Origin of the sequence: Paenibacillus sp. Soil724D2 (genome assembly GCF_001427935.1) — a bacterium.
Classification (GTDB): domain Bacteria; phylum Bacillota; class Bacilli; order Paenibacillales; family NBRC-103111; genus Paenibacillus_E.
The window spans coordinates 1-24,932 of sequence record NZ_LMRY01000041.1; the positions used below are offsets into that span (position 1 = coordinate 1).

The window sequence follows — 24,932 nt, forward strand, 5'->3', positions numbered from 1 at the left end:
TAATTGCTCATTTGCGTTGCTAGCGAGATTTTGCAATCTCTTTTTGAACGATTTCTCGTTCGTGCTTACTCACTCGTTGTTCAGTTTTCAAAGATCAATTTCTTACGTATTTCCTCGTCATCCGTTTAGCGGCGACTTTTATAATATATCACATCCAGGCTACTCAATGCAAGCTTTTTTTATTTTTCTTTTTTCTTACTTCGCTTACATCTTGGTACTGCGTTGGCTTTCGAATGCGAACCGTTTTTAGCGGCGAGAGTTAATTTATCATAGAATCGCAATCAAAGTCAAGCAATAAAATAAGAATAAAAAAAGAACCAGAATAATACCTGATTCTTCATGGGTTTGTTCGATTAAACGCTCGTATATCTTAACTCTATTTCTGAATTCTCTTCATCAATAAGAACGGCAACTTCTTTAATCAATCCTTTTTTGACAAGCTTATTCAACAGTAAAGGAAGCTCTGCTCTAAGTTCAACTAACTGAGGATGCTGTTGCAGATCATCCGTGCTTAGTGGTTGTTCATTTTCTCTTAGTATTTGAATAAACGCCTCACAGCAACGCTCCATTTTCGACATAACCGAAAATTCACACGCGAGTAGAACGAGCTGAACTCTCTGTTTCAACGTTTCCTTACTCATTGTCAGTTCCTCATATAGCTTATACACGCCAGGATTAATCGCACGGATCTGCCTCCATACAGTGATTTCCGGGTGATAGCCATCTTCGATAATAACAATGCGAGCCCAGTGATGAAGCGCTTCTAGAATATTATTGTACGCATCCAGCAAGTGCTCATCTAAAATGTATTCCTTACTCTGAAGATATTTACGTAGAAAAAGGGAGAATTCAACAAGTAATTTGTGCTCACGTAAGTCCCCCGGAAACTCGAGTATTCGGTGACGCAAGCCTTCTAAATAAGTATTCTGATCCAGAAGTATCTCCCCTTTTAGCAGCCAGTGAAGGATATTTCGGTTGACGCCATGACGTATCCATTGCTCTATGGAAGACGGATCTACCCATCTTTCTTGTATCCTCGAATCGTCTCTTATATAATTAGTCGTATGATTGTTCAGGCTCAGGTCGTTCGTTACTATTAGAAGTAGCGTATCAAAACCATCTGTCAGTGAAGGAAGTTGCTTAGGATTATCTACCGCCATGACACTAATGATTCTCTGGTCATTTCGGAACTTAAGCAAAAACTGCTCTTTATCGATTCCCATGGGTATCCGAAGCTCCTGTCTCCAAATTGTTTATATCTATTTCTACATCGTAGAAGGAGTTTCCTGCTGATTTCTGTGACAATTCATACAAACATGATAGCTATTAAATGGGGAGGAACAACGCGTGCGTTTCAGATCAAGTAAAGTAAATGAATTCCGCTTATGGGGTCTCGCCATGACCATGGGTGGAATGCTGCTTATGATTATAGGACTAGCTGGCATCGTTTTTGACTGGGGGAAGGCTGGGCGAATCGTCGCTGTGGTCTTCATGATCATTGGTATGATAAGTATGATGGTAAGTATGGGTATATACTTCTGGGCAGGAATGCTTTCCACATCAGCGACAGTCATTGATTGTCCGGAATGCGGAAGAAGAACGAAAATGCTGGGGAAAACGGATCGTTGTATGTTTTGTAAAACTATTTTAACTGTTGATCCTCAATACGACCCAACGGCCGAAAACGAAACAGCCGCCACACAAGCAGTTCAAGTCGAAGTGGACAGAGCTCACGAACATAAGCCTCATTGATTGAAAAATAAAAGCCGCAACCCTCTTGGGTTCGGCTTTTTGATTTGTTATTGCTTAGTTTGTTGCAATGCATCTTGAATGACTTTCCACGTTGCCGGCTGTTCAAAGCCTCTTCTCCATGAGGCCACTCCTGCTAGATCGTATTTTTTCACGAGTTCAAGCCTAGCTTTTATTGATGTTTCATCTTCTAACCAAATACGTATGAGCTTCTCTCCATCTTTGTACTCCACATAGTTCTGACCTGTATCGGCCAAGAAAGTAGGAGTTAGTTTTTTATCTTTAATAATCGCCTGGGCGGCTTCCATCGTTAAAGTTTTGGAGGTAACGGTTGTTTTGCCACTTTTCGTCTCTTCAGTCCACTGACGCGTATAGAATGGCACACCTAGGACAAGCTTAGATGATGGCACCTTTTCGCTTCCTAAGAGCTGGGTAACAGACCGCTCTGTCCATGGCAGCGATGAAACGGAGCCGGATTTGGGGCTAGAAGCCCAGTATTCGTCATAAGCCATCAGCATCATATAGTCTACAACTTCGGCAAGAGCAGGTCTGTCATAAAACATAGACCACATCTCATTCGTTGATTTCGGTGTTACATCGATGGAAACAGCAAGACCTTGTTCATGCATAAAAGGTGTCAATTCGCGGACGAATTGGACTAAATTTTCTTTATCTTTGAGATTCACATTTTCAAAATCAATATTGATCCCCTGCAAATTGTATGTTTGTGCAAAGCCGAGCAACTGTTTAATCATTTTCATACGACGATCATAAGTCGATAACGCTTGAGACGTTCGGTCGGGTTCAAAGCCATTGCTAAACAACGCCCAGACTTGATAATTGCGCGTTTGTGCCCATTTTACATAGGAAGCGTCGGCCAAGTTCTTAATGCGCCCCTCACCGTCAGCCAGAGAGAACCAGGTAGGGCTAACAACATGTAAGCCGGGCATATCTCCAAGCTTAGAAGTGTCGGGATTCTTCGTAATGACATGCTCCCAAGTCAAATTTAGTTTGCCGTTAAGCGGCTTCCAAGGTACATAAGTTGACGCTTGCTCCTGAGCTGGTATCGTTTCTTCATGATCCTCCAAAATATCAGCTTTACGTACAAAGCCTATAGGACCACTCTGCTGCTGTACGCGATACCATTCTCCCTCTACGGATAGGATCATCACTTGCTCATTGATTGTGATCGTGGAGACTATCGGCGCTTTTATAGAAGCAAAGGTCCGCAGCTGGGTATCTTCAGTACCTACATGCTTCCCCCACTTGACGAGGTCGCCTTTTTTGAATAAAAGAACTGCACCAGACTTCTCGGACTCTCTTATTTCAAAAGGATACAGCTGCCGAAGAGGATCTATGGGCACGTAAATGTCATTCCCTTTCTTTTCAACAGGAAAAGATAAGGTGATTGGTTTCTCGTTCATTAGAGCTGAAAGCTCCGTAGTCTTTAACCGTAATACTTTATCTTTTGTTGTAATAATAACGGAATCACTGCTTTTTTCATATATAATCGATGGGTCCATCCACTCTTGTATGAGCTCCAGCGGAAGTTTCAGTCCCTCTTTTTCCCCAATCGCGCTTGTCTTATAGAAATTCCCTTGATAAAAAACCGGCTTGCTTAACTCGTGATATTCCAGCTCTACCTTCGTCCGGTTAGGCGCTAACTGCTGCCATAAGAAAGCAGCTGCACCCGCGGCAAACATGCCAATACAAAGACCAAATAATAAGAGAATTCTCTTTGTAGGTCTTCTGCGTTTTGGTTGCTGATCTGTAGGTGTTGAATGCAAGGTTTCACTTCCTTTATGCGATATATAAAAAGAAAAAAAACGTGTTCTTACCTCTCAACATCTGAAAGGTAGGATCACGTTTCATTATACATCATAGGCACAGATAATGAGGAATTCTGCTTAAGTTAATGCTTGGTAATCCCTGTACAATCCGGGCAAACGCCATAAACCTCTAGTCGATAACCGCCAACTCGGAATCCTGTTTGCTCAGCAGCGGTAGTCTCGATATCCGAAAGTGGCGGATACTCAAAATCCGAAATTTTCCCACACAACTCACAAACAGCATGATAATGGTCCGTCATATCCGCATCAAAGCGACTCGAGCTGTCTCCATAAGTCAGTTCCCGAACGAGTCCCGATTCAATAAATACTTTAAGATTATTGTAAACAGTCGCAACGCTCATGTTAGGAAATTTCGATTCAAGAGACTTGTAAATGTCATCTGCTGTCGGATGAGTCATGGAATCCAGCAAAAAGGATAGAATAGCATGCCGCTGCGGCGTCATCCGAACACCTGTTGTTTTCAACTTAGCTAAAGCCTGTTCTAATTGTGCTGCCATGGTACTCACCACCTGATGTTAGTCATTAAAACCTTACATAATATTGTACGTTTGTTAATTGACTTTTGTCAATGATGGTTGCGAATATAGCACCATTTGGCTATTTATTTTTACGGGAATCTAGTACATACATAGCCAAACCCGCAAGGACGAGGATCACTGATCCAATGTACGAGCCCATGAGATCAAAGAGCCCTGTAAACCAGCGAGGTTTATTACTAAGAAGAAAAAACAATACACCTGCGGCAATGAGAATAACACCTAAGTTTGTGCCTTTGATTAGTTTCTGTAAAGGATCTTCATTGTTATAGAGTTCAGCTGCAAATTCCCCAAGCTCATTACGCCGATTCACATTATCTGTCGTTTGAAGCGCATCGAATAGATTATAGAAGTAAATGACCGGAATGAACAAAGCAAAAAGCGTTACCATAGGTACACTTGTGTCGGACCGCGAAGCGAAAGACGTGATAATAAAAATATCGAGAATGAGAAGCATCATAATAAATAGACCGCGCTGCATAAGACCTAAGTAAAAGTGTCCAGTTCCTGGGACAATGAACGATAGTACGCCTGCAACCCATTTGCGTTTTCTTGGAGCAGGATAATACGGAGGATAGTGCTGAAAAGATGGATTTGGCGAATACTCTGGAATGTGCGGATTGTCTTGGGGTAGATTCATGTGAAAGCCTCCTATCTATTTTTTACAAGTATTGCGATATTTGCTGGATATACGCTGTAATCTGAGTGATTCCCGAATTTATATGCATAATTTTGTTTATAATCCCTGATTGCATGAGGAGTACAGTCGCTGCTATCGCAACAAAACTGTTCACCCATTGTTTTCTTCTGCCGAGTTGAGGATTCTTTGCAATCTCAGGAGTTTCAGCAGATTGTACCCTGCGCATCACACGCTCCGTCAACATCGGGCTTGGTTCGCTAAGCGGCATCTCGTCCAGCAGCTTATTTAGGTATTGCGTGAACCGAGTGTCTTCCTGATGCTTGGGATTCATGTGCATTCACCTCCAACCATTTTTCTTTTAGAATCGCCTTTCCCCGATAAAGTCTAGTTTCCAGCGTTTTCATGGGCAACCCGGTCACCTCAGACATTTCTTGGTAGGAGAGCTGCTTATAATGAAACAAATACATAATTAATCTATATTTGTCTGGAAGTTCGGAAAGCAGAGCCTGCATACGCTCCTGCTCATCCTTCAGCATAGCCATTTCCTCGGGCTGCTCACGGGCATCTGTAAACCAGCCCTTCATTTTATCGAGCAGTGCTTCATAGGGCTTACGCTTCTGAGAACGCCGAAAGTCTGTCACTAGATTCGTTGTCATACGATACAGCCAAGTTGTGAACTTCGCATCGCCCCGAAAATGTGCTAATGAACGAAACAGCTTAACGAACACTTCTTGAGTTAAGTCTTCAGCAGTTTCCTTATGCCCGACCATGCGGTATACCAGTGTATAGATGTAGCTCTTATGCCGTTCTACCAGTATACGGTAAGCATCGGAGTGACCTTGACGGACCCAGTCGATTAGCTGCTCATCCGTCATTTTGTCCATGCCTGACTTCCCCCTTTCTGTTCGTCCAAAAGCTTAGACGCTTCTTATGGGCGAACCCCTTCAATTTTTACTTTTTTCGAGGGTAACGCCTGTAACCCCTTTCATTTGATTGATTTCTTCAAGAACCGTCCCGATAATGGACGGCTTAGGAATAGTGACGTGGAATGTAATTTGAACATGATTCGGTTTATTGTCGCTCTCTTGTTCTTCCATTGAGATCTTACGGATATCAACTTTCTGTTTACCAAGTAGAGTCGTAATAAGTCCAAGCGTCCCCGGTTGATCAATCGCCAGTATTTTGAGAATACGAATTTTCTTCCCATTAAAATATTTATGTTCCACTTTATTCAATATCCACAAGGAGATGAGTACCATGAAACAAGCAAGAACTGCCGGGTAATAGAAGCCAGCACCAATTGCAAGACCAATTCCCGCAACTACCCAAAGGGACGCCGCTGTCGTAAGACCCGTAATAGATCTCCCATTAAATATAATCGTTCCAGCACCTAAAAATCCGATACCACTAATCACTTGTGCAGCTAAACGCGAAGGATCAATACGGACATTTACTTCGTTTACAAAGGCACTAAACCCATACATAGAAAGCAACATAACAAGGGCAGAGCCCACACATACTAAAATATGCGTACGAAGGCCAGCTGCATGACTGCTAACCTCCCTCTCAAACCCGATTAAGCCGCCAAGAAAAAGCGCCAGAACTAACCGTATAGTAATATGGAGTTGATCAATAACCCAAGGATTGCTCATCGTGTAACCGCTCCCTTTATTCATACTGATAGTGACTTGTATCATACATGATAGCGAGAACTACTGAACATATATTTAGGAGATGATGGCCGGCCGTTCGAAAGTGGTTAAGCTTATTCCCGGAGGAACTGTGAATACTCGACGTACGGCGAAACCGAAACTTTCGTATAACTGAATAGCAGGTAAATTCTCCGTTCCGGTGGATACAATAAAACGCGTTGCTCCATTTAACTGTTGATCCATTAGTATATGTTGTAAAAGTGACCTAGCAATCCCACGGCGAAAAAAATTCGGATGCACCATCATGCGACAGATCGTGACCATACAGCCTTCTCGGGAGTAGGAGATGGCTCCAGCAAGCGTGGGCTCATCATTCTCCTGAACGTAAAAGCCATAAAATGTTTCCTCCGCTTCGCGTATGGAGTGGATCCCATCCTTCAGCGGCGGGATGTCATCGAAGCCAATAAGGTCAGCTTCTACGCGATAGGAAGCGATCTGTAAAGATAAAAGGACCAAGATATCCTCGTTAGTTTCCAATAAAAGTTGTTGAATGGACATTTCTGAGTCTCCTCTCCAGAACTTACAAGCTAATTAACTGAAAAAAGTGGCGTCCATAACATCGGATCACCACTTCAGCCTTAATCACTTACTGTTCAGGCACTCCACAATTAATTTGTTGACGAGTCCTGGATTTGCTTTACCTTTGGTTTCTTTCATGACTTGCCCGACTAAGAAGCCCACGGCTTTCTCCTTGCCGGCTTTGAAATCCGCTACCGATTGTGGACTGTTCTCCACAACCTGCTCAACAACGGCTTTGATGGCACCTTCGTCGCTGATTTGTACAAGCCCCTGCTCTTCAACGATCTTTTGGGGCTCTTTGCCGGATTCGATCATTTCCTTAAACACTGTTTTGGCGATTTTGGTGGAGATTGTGCCTTTCTCAATCAGACCGATCATCTCGCCTAAGCCCTTACCCGTAATTTTCACATCGGCTAGTTCGAGGCTATTCGCGTTCAAATACCCGAGCAGATCACCCATGATCCAGTTCGAGACCGCTTTGGCATCTTTGGTATATTGTAAACTCTCTTCAAAGAAATTAGCCAGCTTCATAGAGGAAGTGATTACATCAGCATCATAGCTTGGTAACCCATACTCACTGCTGTATCTTGCTTTACGCGCGTCAGGCAATTCAGGGATAGAAGCTTTGACACTAGCTTTCCAAGCATCGTCTATATGCAGGCTGACGAGATCTGGATCTGGGAAGTAGCGATAATCATGCGCATCCTCTTTGCCGCGCATGGACAAAGTCTTGCCTTGCGCTTCATCCCAGCGGCGGGTTTCTTGCTCGACTTCGTCACCGCTGCGGAGAATTTCGGCTTGGCGATATTCCTCGTACTCGAGTCCTCTTTGGACGCCGCGAAACGAGTTCATGTTCTTCAGTTCAGCTCTCGTGCCGAATTTCTCTTGCCCGAAAGGACGCAAGCTGATGTTAGCATCGCAGCGCAGCGACCCTTCCTCCATTTTCACATCGGAAACGTCGCAATAGATCATGATCGCTCTGAGCTTCTCCAAATAGGCTCGCGCTTCCTCCGGCGAACGCAGATCAGGCTCGGATACAATTTCAATCAGAGGTGTTCCCGCACGGTTCAAGTCCACCAGAGAGGTGTAACCACCATCAACGTGTGTCAGCTTACCTGCATCTTCCTCTAGATGTACGCGAGTCACGCCAATACGCTTGCTAACTCCATTCACTTCGATATCGATCCAACCGTTCAATCCGATCGGCTGATCATATTGCGAAGTTTGGTAGGCGTCCGGTGAATCCGGGTAAAAGTAGTTTTTACGGTCAAATTTACTATGTGTAGAAATCGTACAATTGAGTGCCATAGCGGCTTTCATCGCATATTCGACTGCTTGGCGGTTAAGTACCGGAAGTACACCCGGGTGACCTAAACATACAGGACATGTATTCGTATTCGGAGGTGCTCCGAATGAGGTTGCACAACCGCAAAATATTTTGGAAGCGGTATGAAGCTCTACGTGAACTTCAAGACCGACTACAGTTTCAAATTGGGTATCTGTTGCCGACAAAATGAATGCCTCCTTCGTTACTCATGAACTATTAACCTACAATTGCGGGCGCTGCTTATGATGATCTGTATGCTGCTCGAAAGCGTGGGCTACACGCAGAAGGGTAGCTTCATCCAACGCTTTGCCGATGACTTGCAGGCCAACGGGAAGTTCGTTCACGAATCCGCAAGGTACGCTTATCGCAGGAATGCCCGCCAAACTGACCGGAATGGTCATGATATCATTCAAATACATCGTGAGTGGATCACTGCTTTGCTCACCGATTTTGAAAGCAGGTGTCGGAGCCGTTGGTCCGATGATGATGTCGAATTTCTCGAACACTTGATCAAAATCTTGCTTGATCAGGGTGCGGACTTGTTGTGCTTTCAAGTAGTAAGCATCATAGTAGCCTGAGCTTAACGCATAGGTTCCGAGCATGATGCGGCGTTTGACCTCGGGGCCGAAGCCTTCGCTGCGCGACATGTGGTACAAGTCCAGCAAGTTGCGAGCGTTGTCCGAACGCACACCGTAGCGCACGCCGTCAAAGCGCGCAAGGTTCGAGGACGCTTCGGAAGAAGCGAGCAAGTAGTAAGTCGCTACGGCATACTCAGAATGCGGCAGCGTCACTTCTTCCCATACAGCGCCTAGGCCTTCAAGCACTTTGAGCGCTTCAAGCACTTTCTCTTTGACGGCAGGGTCGATACCATTGCCCATGTATTCTTTGGGTACGCCGATGCGCAGACCTTTGATATCACCGGTCAATGCGCTGAGGTAATCAGGGATATTCACTTTCGCAGATGTGGAATCCTTCGGGTCGTAGCCGGCGATGGCTTGCAGCAGGTAGGCAGAGTCTTCAACGTTCTTCGTCAGCGGCCCGATCTGGTCGAGTGAGGATGCGAACGCGACTAAGCCATAGCGGGACACGAGACCGTACGTCGGCTTCAGCCCAACGATACCGCAGTAAGCGGCAGGCTGGCGGATGGAGCCGCCTGTGTCTGAGCCCAGCGCGAAGTAGACTTCGCCTGCAGCTACTGCGGCAGCGGAGCCGCCGCTGGAGCCGCCTGGCACGTAATCCGTGTTCCATGGATTGTGGGACGGATGGAAAGCGGAGTTCTCATTGGAGCCGCCCATAGCGAATTCATCCATGTTGAGCTTACCGATTGTAACGGTATGAGCATCCTTGAGCTTGCTAACCACGGTTGCATCATAGATCGGCGTGAAATTGGACAAGATTTTGCTTGCACAGGTCGTTTTCAAGCCTTCGGTGACCATGTTATCTTTGATCCCAATCGGAAGGCCGAATAAATGGCCGCGTTCACTGCTGCTCGCGAACTGCTCGTCCAACTTGGCGGCAGCTTGTCTGGCGTTCTCTTCATCTAAGGTAAGAAAGGCGCGAACCTTGCTTTCCACTTGCTGAATTCTTGTATAGGATTGATCCACGAGATCGGCAACTTTAAGTTCTTTGCCTTGAAGCTTCGCGTGAATTTGCTGTAGGTTTAAATCAAACAAAGACAACGACAGGCACTTCCTTTCATAATGGTTCTTATTCTAGAACAGCTGGGACTTTGAATTGCCCGTCTTCGTGATCAGGCGCATTCAGCATCACTTTCTCAATAGGCAGCGATGGCTTCGTGACATCTTCACGCATGACGTTGACTAACGGCATGGCATGGCTTGTCGGAATAACCCCTTCGGTATTCAGTTCATTCAGCTGCTCGGCATATTTTAAAATGGCATTTAGCTGTTCGGTAAAAAGTTCTTTCTCATTATCACTCAGGTCGAGTCTAGCCAACTTCGCAACGTGCTCGACATCTGTTTTCGTTATGCTCAAGTTTTCTACACCCCTTTAATTAATCAGCATTTAGTCATTCTTTTCATTATATCCCAGATATTTTACGAACTCAATCCAGAAAAAACCACAAATCAAAAACCACAGCTTTCTTTTCAGCTTGGCTTGGAGGCCGTTGCTAAAAAGAAGCTGTGGTTGAATTCATAGTCAAGAATTATTGGATAAATCCCGTATCCATTGCTTTCGCTTTTTCTTTTAACACGTAATATTTGAGCTTAGCTGCAGCTAAGGCCGTTTCGTTCTGACGGACTTTGATCTCGAACTTATTCAGATCATGCTTGGAGATGACGCCTACGCTATAACGAAAGTTCATTTTAGTCAAATCGGCCTGTACATCATTCAAGTTCCGCTGTTCTGTGAGAACGGCTTGATACGCATTCTTAGCATCGTTGTACGTCGCTTGTATTTTCTTGGTTAGTTCAAGCTTGGTTTGCTCATTTTTCTGCCCATTAATGGCCAGATTTACGCCTTGATACATTTCACCATACGTGTTCTGGGTAACCGTGTGACCCGTTTCCCATACGGCTTCGTCGATGTTATTGCCCGAAGCTTTCATCTGATAGGAAGCCTTCAATAAGGTGGTCGTGTCTGTTTCCGAAATGGGATCCACTGACATGGACTCGATATCCTTGATGACTAGATTCGGGTCGTAGGAAATCCCGATGTCCGTCGAAAGCTGTACTAGCCCCAATCGATAATTATTAAGCAGCGTTGCGATATCGTCCTTTTGCTTATTGATCGCTTTCTGCACCGTTTGCACATCATCAGGTGACGCTAATCCTTGCTGTGCGAAAAGTGTAGCTTTAAGTAGGTCCTTCTCTATCACAACTTCGTATTCATTCATGAAATCCAGCTGCTTCTTCTGTGCTAATAGCTGCACATATTGCGCGATGGTTTGCAGGCGGATGCCCGCCTTAGCTTCATCCGACTGCAGCAGCGAGTTCCGCCCATCTGTCCCGAGCTGATGCGCTGCTGTGCTCATTTGCGCGCGTTGGGAAGATATGATTTTATTCATTCCGCCAGCGAGAGCCCCCATCCCCTGCATCATCTGATTCATCGCATTATTTTGCATGATAGTCCAGGCGATATCGGTTGGGTCTGTTAGGTTAGGCAGCTGTGGATTCCCCGTGTTGGTCACCTCGGCTGGAGTGCTCGGTAAATGACCGGGCGTCATCGAGGCTGAACCCATTTCGTTCATTTGCTGTTCCAGGTCACCCTTTTTACTGCCTTGAGCAGCGTATTTTAGCGTTAGCAATGCAAGGTTATGGGAATCTTTCAGTGCTTTATCCAGCACATATGTCAAATCTACGGAAGATACGGTTTCCAGAACGTCTACGTTGACGTATACATTTTGAGTTGGATCTTGAGCATTATCGGCAAATACGAGAGCTTGCGTTGCGCTTGAAAGGAGTAACAGGGCTGCAGATAAACTTATGAGCGTTATTTTCAAAAAAATCGCTTCCTTCCTCTTCGGTTATAACGTGATATTCGATCCAGATGGCAGTACAGCTTGCGTTCCCGGAGCGGCATCTTTTGATTTCTTTTTAGAGAAAATAACGAAACGAGTTAACAACATAGCAATGAAGTAAGTAAGTGCACCGGTTAAAATCAAAGAAACGCAATCATGCCAAATGACTGAAAAGTCATTTCCTTTAACAAATACGTTGCGCACGCCATCTAAAAAATAAGTGAGCGGAAGCATATGCCCGAGCACCTGGAGCACCTTAGGCATGGCTTCGAATGGCCAAGTGAACCCCGATAGCATGAAGGAAGGTACCGCAATTAACATCGCTGTTTGCGTCGCCCCGAGCTGATTACTCGAGAATAAGCTGATTAAATAACCGATACCGCTGACGGCAAAAGTAAAGCTTACAATGATGGCCAAGCCGACAAGCAAACTGCCGCTCATGGGTGCACCAAAGGCATACAATGCGATGACAAAGGTAACAGCTGTGTTAAAGAAATTGATTAAGAAATAAGGTGCTGTCTTCGCGTAAGCGATGCGCCACGGATTTCTTTTCCATACCTCGAACCGCTGCCACGTTCCTGCATCTTTCTCGCGAGTGATGGTTAAGGCAATACCAAGAAACAGAACTTGCTGCAATATCGCACCAACTAGTCCGTACAACATAAAGTCGCTGTAGTTGAAAGCTGAATTATACATAATGCGATAGCGGAAAGGAATTGGAGAAAGTGTGTTCATCACTTCTTCATTCTGCAGCCCTTGCTTTAGTTGGAGCTTTTTTTGTGAGTATCCCATACTGAAGGTTGTGATCACTTCGTTGGCCCCTTTGGTAGCGGAGTTCGAAATCATCATGTTGCTTCCGTCGATCAGTGTAAGCAGCGGCAGCGTTTCGCCATGCTTCAGCTTCGCTTCGAAATTAGAGGGAATGATAAGGCCTACCTTGGCCTCTCCCGTTGAAAGTTCTTGTTTCACCTCTTCCTCCGAGTGGTATTCCTTCTTGATCTGGAACGTTTCACTTTGTTCAAAGGCTTGAATAATTTGACGGCTAAGAGGACTTTGGTCTTCATCGATAACAACAGTGGCCATATCGGTCACTTTATGGTGTAAGTAAATCGATCCGAACAGCACCGTATAAAGAATCGGAACGAAGAACAAGATCAGAAAAAGACGTCGGTCCTTCAGAATGTGCTTCCATTCTTCTGTAATTAGCTTGCCAATCTGAAGATCCATCTCCTTCATCATCCTTCCGTTTTACCGTTCCATTGCAGGGTCATCCCTGTTGTCGCTGTGTCTGGCAATGTGTTCAGCTCAATTTTGATCCCAAACGAACGAATGTCCGTTTCGCCTGAGGTTTGTGTTGCTTTCTTGATTGCGAAATCCGGAGCAGCTGCTAAGGTTTTAACGGTACCAACGACTTTCTCGCCCGTTGAAAGCATGGTCATGCTGATGTTGTTGCCTACTTTCAGTCCTGCAATAGATGTCTCCGGCAAGTAAAACTTAGCCCAGCGTTTCTCCGTCGACTCGACCGAGAGTACGGGGAATCCGGAGCCTACAAGCTCGCCCACCTGTGCAGATTGACTAAGGATGACCCCATCGATTGGTGCGACCAACTCTGTGTAGCTTAAGTAAGTCTCTGCTTCCAGCTGAGCCGCTTTCGCTTGCTGTTCACCGGATTGCGCCGATTGAATTGCACCTTGAGCTTGCTGTACAGCTGCCGCTGCCGCCGCTACATCGCCCTGTCTCACTTGCACGTTTCCGCGATTGGCCTCAGCCAGCTTCAAGGTCGCTTGCGCTTGGGCTAGCAAAGCTTCCGCTCCGCGAATTTCTTCCTCCCGCGGTCCTTGATTCGCCATGTTTAGCTGCTGCTGTGCCAGATCGCGTTTCGTTTTGGCTTCTTCGTAGCTCACCTTCACTTTATCCACATCAGCTTGAGCAACAAGTCCTTGCTCCAGCATCGCTTTCATCCGATTCAAGTTTTGCTCAGCAATGGTGTATACTTCGGAAGCCGCTTGGAACTGAATCTCCGCTTGCTTCTTCTCTTCCGGACGCGCCCCATTATGAAGCCCGTCAACTTTGGCCTGTGCCGCGCTAACAGCCGCTTTGGCCTGTTCGACTTGCTGCTCGGCTGTATCAGCCGTCACGTTGACACCGGCAATGCCCTGCTGTTTCTTCGCTTGAGCTGTCGCGGTAGCTCCTTGCGCCTCAGCGATTTTGCCTTGAGCGAGCGCGACGGCCGCTTTGGCCTGCTCGACTTTAGCCTCAATCTCGGTGCTTTGCAAACGGGCCAGCACTTGCCCTTTTTTCACGACATCCCCTTCTTTCACAAGGATTTCGGTGACTCTTCCGCCCACTTTGAAGCTGGCGCTTACTTCGTTCGATTCAATATAAGCCGTAGGATGCAGCTGGTTAACGACATCTGTTTGGCTAGTTGCCTGTTTGGTTGTTAAAAGAAATGCACTCGTTCCGATGACAATCGCCATCGCGGAATAAACCATTGGTCTAATAAAACGCATAATTACCCCTCCATGAAAATAAAAATGAAAAAATTACTGAATAAGAAAATTAGCAAAATACAACTGCAGTGTGCTCATAATCCGCTCGTCGGTTAATGGCTTGTTCTGCTTCTCCCAATCAAAAACTAAAGCGACATACAGTTTGAATAAAATGAAAGAAGTCATTTTCGGGTCACAGTTCTTCATCGTGCCGTTATGTATCGCGCGTTCCATATGTTCACTCATGAACTGGATCACTTCTGTTTCGATACTGGCCATCGCTTCAATCGTTACCGGACTGCCAAATTGTTGGACCTCGTGAGCTAATTGGATGAGCAGCTCATGTTCTTTGCGAAAAACGAGAACTCCATAAATCGCACTATGAATTTTCTCGAAGGGTGTAGCCCCTTCTGCAATTGCTTTATCAGCGACTGCTTTCATTTCGGCGATTAACGACTGTACAATTTCATGCAAAAGATCTTCCTTATTGGCGAAAAACGTATAGATCGTCGCTTTGCCGACACCGGCAATTTTGGCGATTTGATCCATCGTTGTACCTTTGTACCCAAAAAGTGAAAAAGATTTCTTCGCTGCTTCCATAATTAACAATTTTTTGGCATCCATTTGCGCACCCCAGAACTAGAATACTAAAATAGTTTTTTGTTCGGATATTAATGTATCACCATTTCATGATTTTAGCAACCCAAAAACCATGATTCTCAAGCAGCTTCTTTTGTATACATAATCACACTAATAAAACAAAACCCGCACTAGTGAGCACTAGGCGGGTTTTGGTGTTTGATGAAACATGTATTAAATCCAGGCCTTCAGGCCGATTTGTTTAATGAAGTCTTCAGTTGACTGAACATCTTTGTCTCGTTCTACTTCCTGTTGTCCATTTGTCTCACCGTTCATAATTTTACGAAACAGTTCTTCGTTCTTCGTTGCAAGTGCGAAATCAATTAATGCTTCTCTCTCGACTTGGTCCGCCTGCTGATGGAGAAGAACTTCTTCAAGCTCGATATCTGACGCAGGTACGTAATAGTGTTTATTATCCTTGGGGACACGTACGACATAATCGAAAATGTTATCGTTATTCCGGTCGTAAGCAATAATATATCCATATCCGCCTATTGGCAAATTCTGTTCTAAACTATCGGCAATTACTATTATTTTTTCACCAAGACGAAGCATCTGAATTCCCCCCCACCTATATAAGCCCACAATCTATATGTCAACCAGACTTATCCTCTACTCTACTAAAAAAAATAGTTTGTGTCCAATTGATAGAGGGGTCATTAGTAAAATACACAATTATTTTTGGAATGAGATGGAAGAAGGTATAATAAATGAAGGACTTTAAATGCTTGTATCTGAATGAATAACAAGGAGTTTCCACATGAGCGAGAACACTACTAAGAAGCCTCGCCCGTCTTTGACGGAAGGCCCGATTGCCAAGACGTTGATCTTATTTTCTTTACCGATTCTGCTAGGTAATGTGCTCCAGACGCTTAATGGTTCTATCAATGCCGTATGGATTGGCAAGTACCTTGGTGAAGGTGCGCTTGCGGCGACATCCAATGCCAACATTATCATGTTCTTCTTAATTAGCTCTATTTTCGGCATTGCAATGGCTGCCGTTATCATGATTGGTCAAAATCTCGGCGGACAAAAGGTAGAAGAAGCTAAAAAAGTTGTCGGCACCAGCGCCGTCTTTTTCCTCATTCTTTCCATCGTTGTTGCCTTATTCGGGCTGCTTTTCTCCCATACCATTCTGGGGTGGATGAATACACCTGCGGATGTTAAGGATCTTGCTGTTACGTACACACGAATCATTTTCGCTGGTGTTCCATTTATGTTCGGCTTTAATCTCATTATGGCCATATTACGGGGTTCAGGCGACGCCAAGACTCCTTTCTATTTCCTGTTATTGTCTGCCGTTCTGGACATTGTATTGAATCCATTGCTCATTCAAGGCATGGGGCCTTTTCCAAAAATGGGAATAGCCGGCTCGGCTGTCGCTACCTTTGTGGCACAGCTAATCAGCTTCGTACTGTTGATTGTGTATTTGTATCAGAAAAAGTATTTTCTACGGATTACGAAAAAGGATATTCCCCTGCTCCGCATTAACTGGATGATCATACGGACGCTGATTCAAAAAGGACTGCCGATGGGATTAAATATGGTCGTGGTTTCCCTAAGCAACTTAATTCTCATCCATCTCGTAAACTCCTATGGTTCTGAATCGACCGCTGCCTTCGGCGTTGCGATGCAAATATCGAGCTATGTGCAAATGCCAGCTATGGCGATTGGCGGAGCTGTGACTTCCATGGCCGCGCAGAATATTGGTGCTGGGAAATGGGATCGGGTGAATCGAATTACGTGGACCGGTGTTGGGGTTAATATCATGATGACAGGACTGATTGTTGTTCTTCTTCATTTGTTCAACCGTGAAGTCGTCAGTTTCTTCCTTCCTCCTGAGGGCAAAGCGATCGCAATTGAGGTACATATTAATAATATAACGCTATGGTCGTTTATTATTTTTGGCGTATTTAACGTTGTTGCTGGCGTAGTTCGTTCTGCAGGGGCTGTTGTGTTCCCGCTTATTGTTGCCTTTATTGCTTTGCTGCTTGTACGAATTCCGCTAGCTACTATACTGGCGAACAAATATGGATTTGATGTGATCTGGTGGAGCTTTCCGGTTAGTTTCAGTGTAGCGGCAACGCTAAACTTGCTTTATTATCGCTTTGGTAAATGGAAGCAGGCAAGGATGCTTACGAGTAGGGGCTAAAAAAAGTCTGCTGAGCCAGTTTAGGGCTTAAGCAGACTTTTTTTCTCACGAAAATCTATTCGTTCCAGAGCTTCACTCTGTCTTTCACCAACTGTGTGAATTGTTCACCCATTTTCTTCACGCCGACTTTCTCCAGGTCTGCCATGAAAGCATCCCATACTTTATCAAAGTCTTCCGGCTTCGCCAGAATCGCCTCTGGGATCCGTTTTTTCATAATATCTTCGGATTTCTGGAATGTGACTTGTATATCGGAGCCTGTTGGCATTGAAATTCCCCATGCAGCTCCGTACTTTCTAACTGGGAATTCTTCATCTTTCGGCCACAGATCTTTATAAGTTGTAACATTATAAGCTTTCAATGTTTCAAGGTCTGCTTTGGTATAGTTCTTTTGGATCTGTTCAGGGAAATTAGTCGTATAGTAGTTGCCGGTAGGATCTTTAACTCCATCACCATAGCGTGCGGACAAAAAGTAGTTTCCGATTCCATTTTCTTTCTTATAGCCGCTCGGGTTGTTGGTTTTTTTATCCTGCGCTTCAGGTGTAAGTACACGCTTGCCATTTTCCACCTTGTAGTCGACGCCTTCAATGCCCCAGTTAACCAATACTTGGCCTTCATCCGACGCCAACCAATCCAGAAACTTGATCGCACGAACAGGATCTTTCGCTTTCGTTGTAATACCGATTCCCCAACCTGCTAAATAACCTGTATCCTGGAAGGAGTGCTCTTTAACATTTTCATTCATAGTTACTGGGAAATGCGCATAGGTTTGATCCAACTTGCCGTCTTTCTTTAAGACGTTTTCGCCGTCGCCGTACTCCCAATTTTGGTCAATCAGACCAAGCACTCGGCCGCTGGCTACTTTCGCCTTATATTGATCGTATTTTTGCACAAAGCTTTCCGGATCGAGCAGTCCGATACTGTTCATATGATTAAGCCATCTGAAATACTCTTTTTCTTCAGGACGCAAGAAATGGTACTTGGCTTCATACGTATTTTGATCGATATTGAATTCGCCGTCATCTGGCGCTCCTGTCGTGTAGAAAGCCGGGTTCGTCACAGAGATCAGAATACGCCAGTCGTCTGCTAGCAAAGACAGTCCAACAGTCGGATTTCCATCCATGGTTGGATGCTTTTCTTTATATGCTTTTAAAGCGTTCTCATAGTCCTGCACGGTCTTGATTTTCGGATAACCAAGCTCTTTTAAAACCTGATGCTGAAGTTCAAATCCACCTCCTGCATCAAAATACTTTTGGTTCACTCCTGCGGTAGGAAGTACATAAATAGCGTGATCATCATTGCTGTAACGGAGCCTTTTGAAATAATCGCCATACACTTTTTTGATATTCGGACCGTATTTGTCGATGAGAGGCGCAAGATCTACCATAGCACCGGCATCGATCAGCTTTTGCACATCACCTTTCCCGCTTATCAGATCAGGGTATTCACCGCTGGAAGCCATTAGAGCAATTTTTTGATCTGAAGCGCCTACCGGGAATTCTTCTTTAAGGGTTACTCCGGTTTTTTCTTTAATTTTCTTGCCAACTCCGGATTGCATATCGTCCCAGTCTGCATTCGGATCAGCGCTAAACATAGAAAAAGTTATCGGTGCCAATTCATTTGAACCAGCTTCCTTCGTATTGCCTGGTGCTGAAGATGCTAGATCTGAAGTGTCTTTGGAACAGCCCGTCACGGTTACGATAGCTGCAGTAAGCAAGACTGCTGTTATTGTCGCGGCTTTCTTTCTCATGGATTGTTGTCCTCCCTTTATATATACAATCTATTGAATCACAGGAAACCCTGTTATTACCACAACCTTTTAACTCTTTACAGCACCAAGCGTAATCCCTTTAACAAAATATTTTTGTAAAAAGGGATAGACAAGTAAAATGGGCACGGAGACAACCATCGTAATCGCCATTTTAATGGACTCTGGTGAAACCTTCGCCACATTATGCATAACATTCGGATCGTGTGATTCGTTGCCGCTTTGTGTACTCTGAAGTACTTTCATTAACTCATACTGCAGGGTGGTCAACTTTTCATTCGAACTGTTATATAGAAATGTATCGAACCAAGAGTTCCAATGTCCTACAGCAATGAACAAAGCAATCGTTGCTAGTACAGGCTGACAGAGCGGCAATATAACCTTCCAATAAATAGTGAAATCATTGGCTCCATCGATTTTTGCCGATTCTTGCAAAGCATAAGGCAGACCATCCATATAAGATCGGATGATGAATACGTTCCAAACTCCGAGGATACCAGGGATGATATAGACCCAGAACGTATTAATCATGTGCAGATCACGCATCAACATATAGCTAGGAATCAAGCCGCCTGAAAAATAGAGTGTAAGTGCAAACAACATGGAAATCGGTTTACGAGCTTGGAAATCTCTACGTGATAAAACAAAAGCGACCATCGACGCGCTACCTACTCCTAGAATGGAACCGATTACTGTACGCAGTACGGAGTTTTCGAAGCCTCTGATTAGACCTGGAAAACGAAAGATAGACTGATAGTTTTGCAAGGTGAAAGCGCGAGGCCAAATGTGTATACCGCCCCTCACTGTATCGACAGAATCATTAAGAGATATAGCTAATACATTCAAGAAAGGATATAAGGTAGCAATTGCTGCTAAAATCATAACCATATAGAGAAACAGGTCGAAAACAATATCGAAGTAGTTTCTCCTGAGTAATGCCTGCATGCTCCCACCTCCGTTTTTCTTTCGTATAATTTGCATCATAAGCATAAGATCTAGATAATCGTTTCTTTAGTAACTTTTTTATAGATCGTATTGGCTGTTATGACAAGAACAATACTTACGACTGAACTGAAAATACCAACCGCGGTACCAAAAGAAAATCTTCCTAATTGAATCCCATATTTAAGCGCATACAATTCCAGCACTTCCGCGTAGTCGAAAACGAGCGAGTTTTGCAGCTGAAACTGCTTTTCAAAACCGATGCTGATCAAATTGCCAATCGACAAAATGAATACAACCATGAATGTGGTACGAATACCTGGCAACGTAATATGCCAAATGCGACGAAATCGACCCGCGCCATCCACGGTGGCTGCTTCATACTGCTCCTGATCTATACCCGCCATGGCGGCGAGGAAAATGATTGAATTCCATCCGGTTTCCTTCCACATATCCGAAGCGGTTACAATCCCCCAAAACCAAGTGCCTTTGGCCATAAACTGCACAGGTTGATCGATGATATGAAACTTCATAAGCAGTTCATTAACCGCACCTCCGTCAATAGACAGCATCTTGGTTACCAAGCTGGCTACAACAACCCAAGATACGAAGTGAGGCAAATAGGAAATGGTTTGAATGGAACGTTTGAACAATTGCCCCTTGAGCTCATTCATCAGAATGGCAAACATGACAGGTACTGTAAAACTAACGACAAGCCCCATGATACTCATACCCAGCGTATTCTTTAATGCGTTGTAAAACCGCTCATCCATGAACAATTGTTTAAAGTTATCGAATCCGACCCATTGCTGCTGCAGTATCGATTTCCCAGGCTTGAACTTCTGGAATGCCATTAGCCAACCCCACACAGGCACATAATTGAAGATGATCACGTAGATGACAAAAGGGATCGACATCATATAGAGATAACGCTGTTGAACCATCGTTTTCCAAAACTTCGTAGACTTCTTCCGATCCGTAAGGGGGATGGTCGTCTCCGTAGATAGCGTTTTCATAGTATCCCTCCGTTTGTCTTATATTTCTATCATACTGGATCATCCCCATTCAAAAAACCACCCAAATTCAGCTTAAAATCATGTCAAAACAGCGCTTTCAAATCGTTGGTTTCACAGGGAAGAAATAAAAGAGATTGCCTTCCTATCCAGCTCTCAGGCTAGAAAGAAAGGCAATCCGTTCAATTCTTCTTCCCTTTATACGAGGAAGGCGATTCGCCTACATATTTCTTAAACTTGCTGTGAAAATAGTCTGCGTTAGCGTATCCAACACGCGTAGCAACCTGATGCACCTTGTGCCCTTCACCCAGCAGCTCAATCGCTTTCTGGATGCGGATTTGATCCAGGTAGGTGTGAAAGTGTGCGCCGGTATAGTTTTTGAAGATTTTACCTAAGTATCCGCTCGTATAATTAAACAACTCCGCTAACGTATCCAACTTCAAATTCTCAGCATAATGCCGCTCGACGAAATCCATGATCTGCTTTAATAAGGGTTCATTACTAGAGACGCTTATCAGGTTCGTTAAATCACACAACTGCTGACGGATATGATTTTGGATGGCAGTCAAGTTCGGTTGCTCGTAAATTTGCGCAATAATGGACATCGTATTCTGCACGATTATATACGTTTTATCATTCTGTCCGGCCAGCTTGTTCAATACCATCGAGATCAGCTGTGCATAGTTCGTTTTTAAGCCATGTTCGCTGCTATCATAGGCGATGAACTCTGTTCCTGCAAGTTGGAGCCAGTGCATCAAGCTTTCTTTATTCCCCATATCCATCGAGTAGTAGAGTTTCTCGGCCAAGGAGCCGATATCTAAAGTGGTTGGATGCTCGCTTGCTCGAATGACATCATGCTGAGCAATAAGCTCATCCCCAAAGAGGAAATGACTCGCAAGCAGGTTCGCTGCTTCACCAAAAGAAGTGTTAATTTCTTTACACTGCTTAACTACCCGACCTATGGCACTATGGAAGATGTGATTAGGCAGAGCCGCCTTTATCTCACTGTAAACACGACTCCTTGCTCCTTCATCCATTATGGGCTCTGTAAGGAGAACACCAATATAGGGGTTCGCTGCAAAGACAATACCTCTATGCTTATTAGTCTCAAACAAAACGGTTAAACGCTGTTGGACCTCGGCGTAGATAGGCAGATCAGCCCTTTGTGACTGTGCAAGCTGGAGCAGCAGTATTTGATACCCTCCCGCTATTGCTCCAATTAGAGTTTCAACATCATGAGGGATGGACCGCTGACCAACATCCGCTGCTAATAAAGCTTGTATGCATTCCTCTCTACGCTGCGCCTCACTTTTTACACTTAATTGGGATAACTCCTCTTGCTTCTGAAGATACCTATAAATACGCATTAATTCAACCACAATCTCTTCCTCGTCCACAGGCTTAAGCACGTAGCCATCCACCTGTCCGACAATCGCTCTCTTCGCGTAATCGAAATCCGCATATCCAGTGAGGATAAGAAACCGGCACGAAGCATCCGTTTTGCGAATTTCCTCAATGACCTGCAGCCCATCCATCACTGGCATGCGAATGTCAATAATAATTAAATGCGGCCCCAACTCCGCGTACTTGCTCATTGCTTCTCGGCCGTTCATCGCATCGCCTACAACCTGGAAGCCATAATGCTCCCAATCGATTAATGTCTGCAGACCCGCGCGAATCATAGGTTCATCGTCAACAATTAATACTTTGTACATGATCTCACCCCTGAATCGGTATCGATAAGTAAATGCGCGCCCCCATGCCCTCATGGGAAATAATCGTTAAGCCATAGGTGTCGCCATACATTAATTTAAGCCTTTGGTGCACATTACGCATGCCAATGCGATGCTCTTGTTTGTCCTGGGTGTCATTTATCGACTCCTTAATCTCCCTCAGTCTAGACTCGCTGAAACCAGCCCCGTTATCAACAACTTCTATACGCAAATGTTGACCTTCAATCGTTGCCTGAACCTTCAAAATCCCGTTATCTTCCATACCCTCCAAACCATGAATGACCGCATTTTCAACAAGTGGTTGTACGATCAGAGGGGTAATCATAATGTCGCTAACTCCCTGATCCAAATGAATTTCATACGTCAACCGATCTCCAAACCGGAACTGCTGTATATCTAAATAACATCGAATCATGTCAAGCTCATCCTTGAGTGGAATTAGACTCCCCATGATTTCAAGCTTTTTGCGCATTAGCTTGCCCAGCGTTCGAACGATGCCGGAAATTTCTGCTTCGCCTTTCAGGTGAGCTTTCATGCGAATCGATTCCAGCGCGTTAAACAGAAAATGCGGATTAATTTGACTCGCCATCATCTTCAACTTAATCTCTTTTTGCCGCAGTTCTAACTGATGGTTCATTCGGTTAGACTCATGGACCTCGCTCATCAACTCCCGAATGCTTCGAACCATGTTATTGAACTGCCTTGCGAGCATGCCAACCTCATCGTACCCATCAATTTCCGAAGAAACATGCAGATCTCCTAGCGCCACTTTATTGATCTGTTTATTCAACTGAAGCATTCTGGATGTTAGCATGTTGGAAAAGAAATAAATAAGGACAAAGGCAACGAGTAAACTCGCTAACGTAATGTACAAACCCATATAACTGATCTTGTTGGCTTTGCCAACGATACTCTCTACTGTGAATACGGATACTATTCGTAAGCCCCTATCGCTTAACGTCGGGATGAGGTCATTGATGAGAACTTTAGAATCTCTTTCTTTGAACCGCGTCTGGTATGTGCCTTCTGGCTTATTAAGGAAATCTTTGGCGAAATCCAATTCGTTTACATTTTTGCCAACCCATTCCGTGTTCTTGGCAGCAACGATATCACCTTTGCCATCCAAAATCATCGTATCAAAAAGCTCTTGACTAACAATCGCATTTATTTCGTCAGGATTAACATCAATTACCAACACACCACTGGTTCGATAATTAGGGAAATAAATTCTTTTAACCAAACTAAGCACTTTTCGATTATTTTTCGTTTCATCCTCGATAAAGTACCAGCTGATCTTCTCTGTTTTTTTGCTCATCGCCTCCTGGTACCAAAAAGAATCCAAAACCACGGGGGAAGGCTGTATGAAATTCCAGTTGTTTAGCGTTGTTGGATTCGTTGTGTAGAACCGGATATTGTAGACCTCTTTATACAGCTTCACAAAATCAGTGAAATCCTGGAACTCTTTATAAGCGCTTACAACTTCATAAATGGATTGATATTGCGTGTTCACTACACGCTCCAACCGCGGATCAATCATCAGTTTGTTCGAAATCTCAATCGGAATCCGGAGAATGTCGGATGCACGCTTGTTAATTTTCTCCACGTTATTGGATGTCTGTCCAATCGCATCACTAAGCACCGATTGCCGAAAGGCGTTCGTCAGGAACACACCCACGATCAGTACGGGAATGACTACGACCAAAAGGAACGCGAGAATAATTTTATTTTTAATCCGAATATTGTTCGTCTTCTTCATGAAGTATTGGAGCATCGTCATCACCACTCAGCGCGAGAAATTTGTCGTACTTTTAATTATAATACAGTTTCATGATAAAGGACTACAGGAGTGAATAGGCAGATTATCATGTCAAAATTGAAAAACCTTCCGAAGCCATATGAGATGACTTGGAAGGTCTATGATTAAGATGGGACTTTATTAGCCTTTAACGGCACCCGAGCAGGATGATGACCGGCAGCACGGATAAGACAGAGGCAGCCATGATACTGCCCCAGTCGGTCATGTACAACCCTTTAAACAGGGTGATGCCGAGCGTAAGGTGCGATGGGCTTCATCATTAATGAACACAGAGCCGAACATAAAGTGACAGCGCTGTTTTCATCTGCAACGATGAAAATCATCGTTCTAGGGCGCGATAGCCACGGCTGAGACACTGTAACGATGTAAAACATTGTTACAAGTCGCACGCAGCGCGGGTGCCAGCGCTGTTTTCATCTGCAACGATGAAAATCATCGTTGCAGCGCGTGACAGCCGCGGCTGAAACATCTGTAACGATGTAAAACACACTAAGCATGCATCAAACCTAACATCGTAGAATAGTTTAATTGCGATCAAAGGTTATCCACAAAAAATAACATATTATTAC

General features: G+C 44.4%; 23 protein-coding genes. 2 read left to right on the plus strand and 21 right to left on the minus strand.

From position 1 onward, the window contains the following. Positions 1-353: 353 nt before the first annotated feature. Entirely contained in the window at positions 354-1,223 is an 870-nt protein-coding gene (locus ASG85_RS26535) for a nucleotidyltransferase-like protein (RefSeq protein WP_057305129.1), read from the minus strand. Between the two features lie 124 nt (positions 1,224-1,347). Between ASG85_RS26535 and ASG85_RS26540 the strand changes: the two genes are divergently transcribed. Further along, positions 1,348-1,752: a DUF2614 family zinc ribbon-containing protein gene (locus tag ASG85_RS26540; protein WP_156390136.1), complete on the plus strand. Its 405-nt coding sequence runs from the start codon at positions 1,348-1,350 to the stop codon at positions 1,750-1,752. A gap of 47 nt (positions 1,753-1,799) precedes the next feature. Here ASG85_RS26540 and ASG85_RS26545 read toward each other — a convergent pair whose 3' ends face one another. From ASG85_RS26545 to ASG85_RS26615, 15 genes are all read right to left on the minus strand, one after another. Continuing rightward, positions 1,800-3,536, minus strand: a complete 1,737-nt coding sequence (locus ASG85_RS26545) for a glycosyl hydrolase family 18 protein (RefSeq protein ID WP_057305130.1) — start codon at positions 3,534-3,536, stop codon at positions 1,800-1,802. Positions 3,537-3,661: 125 nt separating this feature from the next. Next, positions 3,662-4,096: a peroxide-responsive transcriptional repressor PerR gene (gene perR, locus ASG85_RS26550; RefSeq protein WP_057305131.1), complete on the minus strand. Its 435-nt coding sequence runs from the start codon at positions 4,094-4,096 to the stop codon at positions 3,662-3,664. Positions 4,097-4,196: 100 nt separating this feature from the next. After that, on the minus strand, positions 4,197-4,775 hold the full coding sequence (locus ASG85_RS26555; RefSeq protein WP_057305132.1) for a DUF6677 family protein: 579 nt from the start codon (positions 4,773-4,775) through the stop codon (positions 4,197-4,199). A 22-nt stretch (positions 4,776-4,797) separates the two neighbouring features. Continuing rightward, positions 4,798-5,106, minus strand: coding sequence for a hypothetical protein (locus tag ASG85_RS26560; protein WP_057305133.1), 309 nt, complete (start codon positions 5,104-5,106; stop codon positions 4,798-4,800). Next, positions 5,057-5,659 carry an RNA polymerase sigma factor gene (locus tag ASG85_RS26565; RefSeq protein WP_057305134.1) on the minus strand — a complete coding sequence of 201 codons (603 nt, stop codon included), beginning with the start codon at positions 5,657-5,659 and terminating at the stop codon, positions 5,057-5,059. Before ASG85_RS26565 ends, ASG85_RS26560 begins: the two co-directional genes overlap by 50 nt. Before the next feature lie 60 nt (positions 5,660-5,719). Then, positions 5,720-6,427, minus strand: coding sequence for an MgtC/SapB family protein (locus ASG85_RS26570; protein ID WP_057305135.1), 708 nt, complete (start codon positions 6,425-6,427; stop codon positions 5,720-5,722). Positions 6,428-6,502: 75 nt separating this feature from the next. Beyond that, positions 6,503-6,985, minus strand: coding sequence for a GNAT family N-acetyltransferase (locus ASG85_RS26575; RefSeq protein WP_063860390.1), 483 nt, complete (start codon positions 6,983-6,985; stop codon positions 6,503-6,505). Positions 6,986-7,069: 84 nt separating this feature from the next. Then, entirely contained in the window at positions 7,070-8,521 is a 1,452-nt protein-coding gene (gene gatB / locus ASG85_RS26580) for an Asp-tRNA(Asn)/Glu-tRNA(Gln) amidotransferase subunit GatB (RefSeq protein WP_057305136.1), read from the minus strand. Positions 8,522-8,554: 33 nt separating this feature from the next. After that, entirely contained in the window at positions 8,555-10,012 is a 1,458-nt protein-coding gene (gene gatA, locus ASG85_RS26585; RefSeq protein WP_060648233.1) for an Asp-tRNA(Asn)/Glu-tRNA(Gln) amidotransferase subunit GatA, read from the minus strand. A 28-nt stretch (positions 10,013-10,040) separates the two neighbouring features. Then, positions 10,041-10,328, minus strand: coding sequence for an Asp-tRNA(Asn)/Glu-tRNA(Gln) amidotransferase subunit GatC (gene gatC / locus ASG85_RS26590; protein ID WP_057305138.1), 288 nt, complete (start codon positions 10,326-10,328; stop codon positions 10,041-10,043). 172 nt (positions 10,329-10,500) lie between these two features. Continuing rightward, complete coding sequence (locus ASG85_RS26595) at positions 10,501-11,796, minus strand: TolC family protein (protein ID WP_060648234.1); 1,296 nt, start codon at positions 11,794-11,796, stop codon at positions 10,501-10,503. Between the two features lie 24 nt (positions 11,797-11,820). Continuing rightward, the gene (locus ASG85_RS26600; RefSeq protein ID WP_235550225.1) at positions 11,821-13,041 is read right to left on the minus strand and encodes an ABC transporter permease; all 1,221 of its coding nucleotides are present in this window, start codon (positions 13,039-13,041) and stop codon (positions 11,821-11,823) included. 8 nt (positions 13,042-13,049) lie between these two features. After that, positions 13,050-14,324 (minus strand): HlyD family secretion protein, encoded by a 1,275-nt coding sequence (locus tag ASG85_RS26605; RefSeq protein ID WP_057305141.1) that lies wholly within the window; start codon positions 14,322-14,324, stop codon positions 13,050-13,052. Positions 14,325-14,357: 33 nt separating this feature from the next. Beyond that, the gene (locus ASG85_RS26610; RefSeq protein WP_060648236.1) at positions 14,358-14,927 is read right to left on the minus strand and encodes a TetR/AcrR family transcriptional regulator; all 570 of its coding nucleotides are present in this window, start codon (positions 14,925-14,927) and stop codon (positions 14,358-14,360) included. A gap of 189 nt (positions 14,928-15,116) precedes the next feature. Further along, a complete protein-coding gene (locus tag ASG85_RS26615; RefSeq protein ID WP_060648237.1) occupies positions 15,117-15,497 on the minus strand; it encodes a hypothetical protein in 381 nt (126 codons plus the stop codon). Between the two features lie 205 nt (positions 15,498-15,702). On the opposite strand from ASG85_RS26615, the gene ASG85_RS26620 reads away from it, so the two are divergent. Continuing rightward, positions 15,703-17,094: an MATE family efflux transporter gene (locus ASG85_RS26620; RefSeq protein WP_060648238.1), complete on the plus strand. Its 1,392-nt coding sequence runs from the start codon at positions 15,703-15,705 to the stop codon at positions 17,092-17,094. 55 nt (positions 17,095-17,149) lie between these two features. On the opposite strand, the gene ASG85_RS26625 is transcribed toward ASG85_RS26620, so the two are convergent. The 5 genes from ASG85_RS26625 to ASG85_RS26645 form a co-directional block, all read right to left on the minus strand. Next, on the minus strand, positions 17,150-18,841 hold the full coding sequence (locus tag ASG85_RS26625; RefSeq protein WP_060648239.1) for an ABC transporter substrate-binding protein: 1,692 nt from the start codon (positions 18,839-18,841) through the stop codon (positions 17,150-17,152). Positions 18,842-18,910: 69 nt separating this feature from the next. Continuing rightward, positions 18,911-19,804: a carbohydrate ABC transporter permease gene (locus ASG85_RS26630; protein WP_057305146.1), complete on the minus strand. Its 894-nt coding sequence runs from the start codon at positions 19,802-19,804 to the stop codon at positions 18,911-18,913. A 50-nt stretch (positions 19,805-19,854) separates the two neighbouring features. Next, a complete protein-coding gene (locus tag ASG85_RS26635; protein ID WP_057305147.1) occupies positions 19,855-20,817 on the minus strand; it encodes an ABC transporter permease in 963 nt (320 codons plus the stop codon). A 179-nt stretch (positions 20,818-20,996) separates the two neighbouring features. Further along, complete coding sequence (locus tag ASG85_RS26640) at positions 20,997-22,529, minus strand: response regulator (protein WP_060648240.1); 1,533 nt, start codon at positions 22,527-22,529, stop codon at positions 20,997-20,999. A gap of 4 nt (positions 22,530-22,533) precedes the next feature. Beyond that, on the minus strand, positions 22,534-24,318 hold the full coding sequence (locus tag ASG85_RS26645) for a sensor histidine kinase (protein ID WP_235550226.1): 1,785 nt from the start codon (positions 24,316-24,318) through the stop codon (positions 22,534-22,536). Positions 24,319-24,932 lie beyond the last annotated feature (614 nt).

Bases quoted from the DNA above. Each gene is read 5' to 3' on its own strand.
- perR (WP_057305131.1), bottom strand. From the start codon at position 4,096: ATGGCAGCACAATTAGAACAGGCTTTAGCTAAGTTGAAAACAACAGGT.
- ASG85_RS26605 (WP_057305141.1), bottom strand. From the start codon at position 14,324: ATGCGTTTTATTAGACCAATGGTTTATTCCGCGATGGCGATTGTCATC.
- ASG85_RS26620 (WP_060648238.1), top strand. From the start codon at position 15,703: ATGAGCGAGAACACTACTAAGAAGCCTCGCCCGTCTTTGACGGAAGGC.
- ASG85_RS26565 (WP_057305134.1), bottom strand. From the start codon at position 5,659: ATGGACAAAATGACGGATGAGCAGCTAATCGACTGGGTCCGTCAAGGT.
- ASG85_RS26535 (WP_057305129.1), bottom strand. From the start codon at position 1,223: ATGGGAATCGATAAAGAGCAGTTTTTGCTTAAGTTCCGAAATGACCAG.
- ASG85_RS26630 (WP_057305146.1), bottom strand. From the start codon at position 19,804: ATGCAGGCATTACTCAGGAGAAACTACTTCGATATTGTTTTCGACCTG.
- ASG85_RS26610 (WP_060648236.1), bottom strand. From the start codon at position 14,927: ATGGATGCCAAAAAATTGTTAATTATGGAAGCAGCGAAGAAATCTTTT.
- ASG85_RS26600 (WP_235550225.1), bottom strand. From the start codon at position 13,041: ATGGATCTTCAGATTGGCAAGCTAATTACAGAAGAATGGAAGCACATT.
- ASG85_RS26645 (WP_235550226.1), bottom strand. From the start codon at position 24,318: ATGCTCCAATACTTCATGAAGAAGACGAACAATATTCGGATTAAAAAT.
- ASG85_RS26635 (WP_057305147.1), bottom strand. From the start codon at position 20,817: ATGAAAACGCTATCTACGGAGACGACCATCCCCCTTACGGATCGGAAG.
- ASG85_RS26560 (WP_057305133.1), bottom strand. From the start codon at position 5,106: ATGAATCCCAAGCATCAGGAAGACACTCGGTTCACGCAATACCTAAAT.
- ASG85_RS26555 (WP_057305132.1), bottom strand. From the start codon at position 4,775: ATGAATCTACCCCAAGACAATCCGCACATTCCAGAGTATTCGCCAAAT.
- ASG85_RS26615 (WP_060648237.1), bottom strand. From the start codon at position 15,497: ATGCTTCGTCTTGGTGAAAAAATAATAGTAATTGCCGATAGTTTAGAA.
- ASG85_RS26625 (WP_060648239.1), bottom strand. From the start codon at position 18,841: ATGAGAAAGAAAGCCGCGACAATAACAGCAGTCTTGCTTACTGCAGCT.
- ASG85_RS26570 (WP_057305135.1), bottom strand. From the start codon at position 6,427: ATGAGCAATCCTTGGGTTATTGATCAACTCCATATTACTATACGGTTA.
- ASG85_RS26575 (WP_063860390.1), bottom strand. From the start codon at position 6,985: ATGTCCATTCAACAACTTTTATTGGAAACTAACGAGGATATCTTGGTC.
- ASG85_RS26640 (WP_060648240.1), bottom strand. From the start codon at position 22,529: ATGTACAAAGTATTAATTGTTGACGATGAACCTATGATTCGCGCGGGT.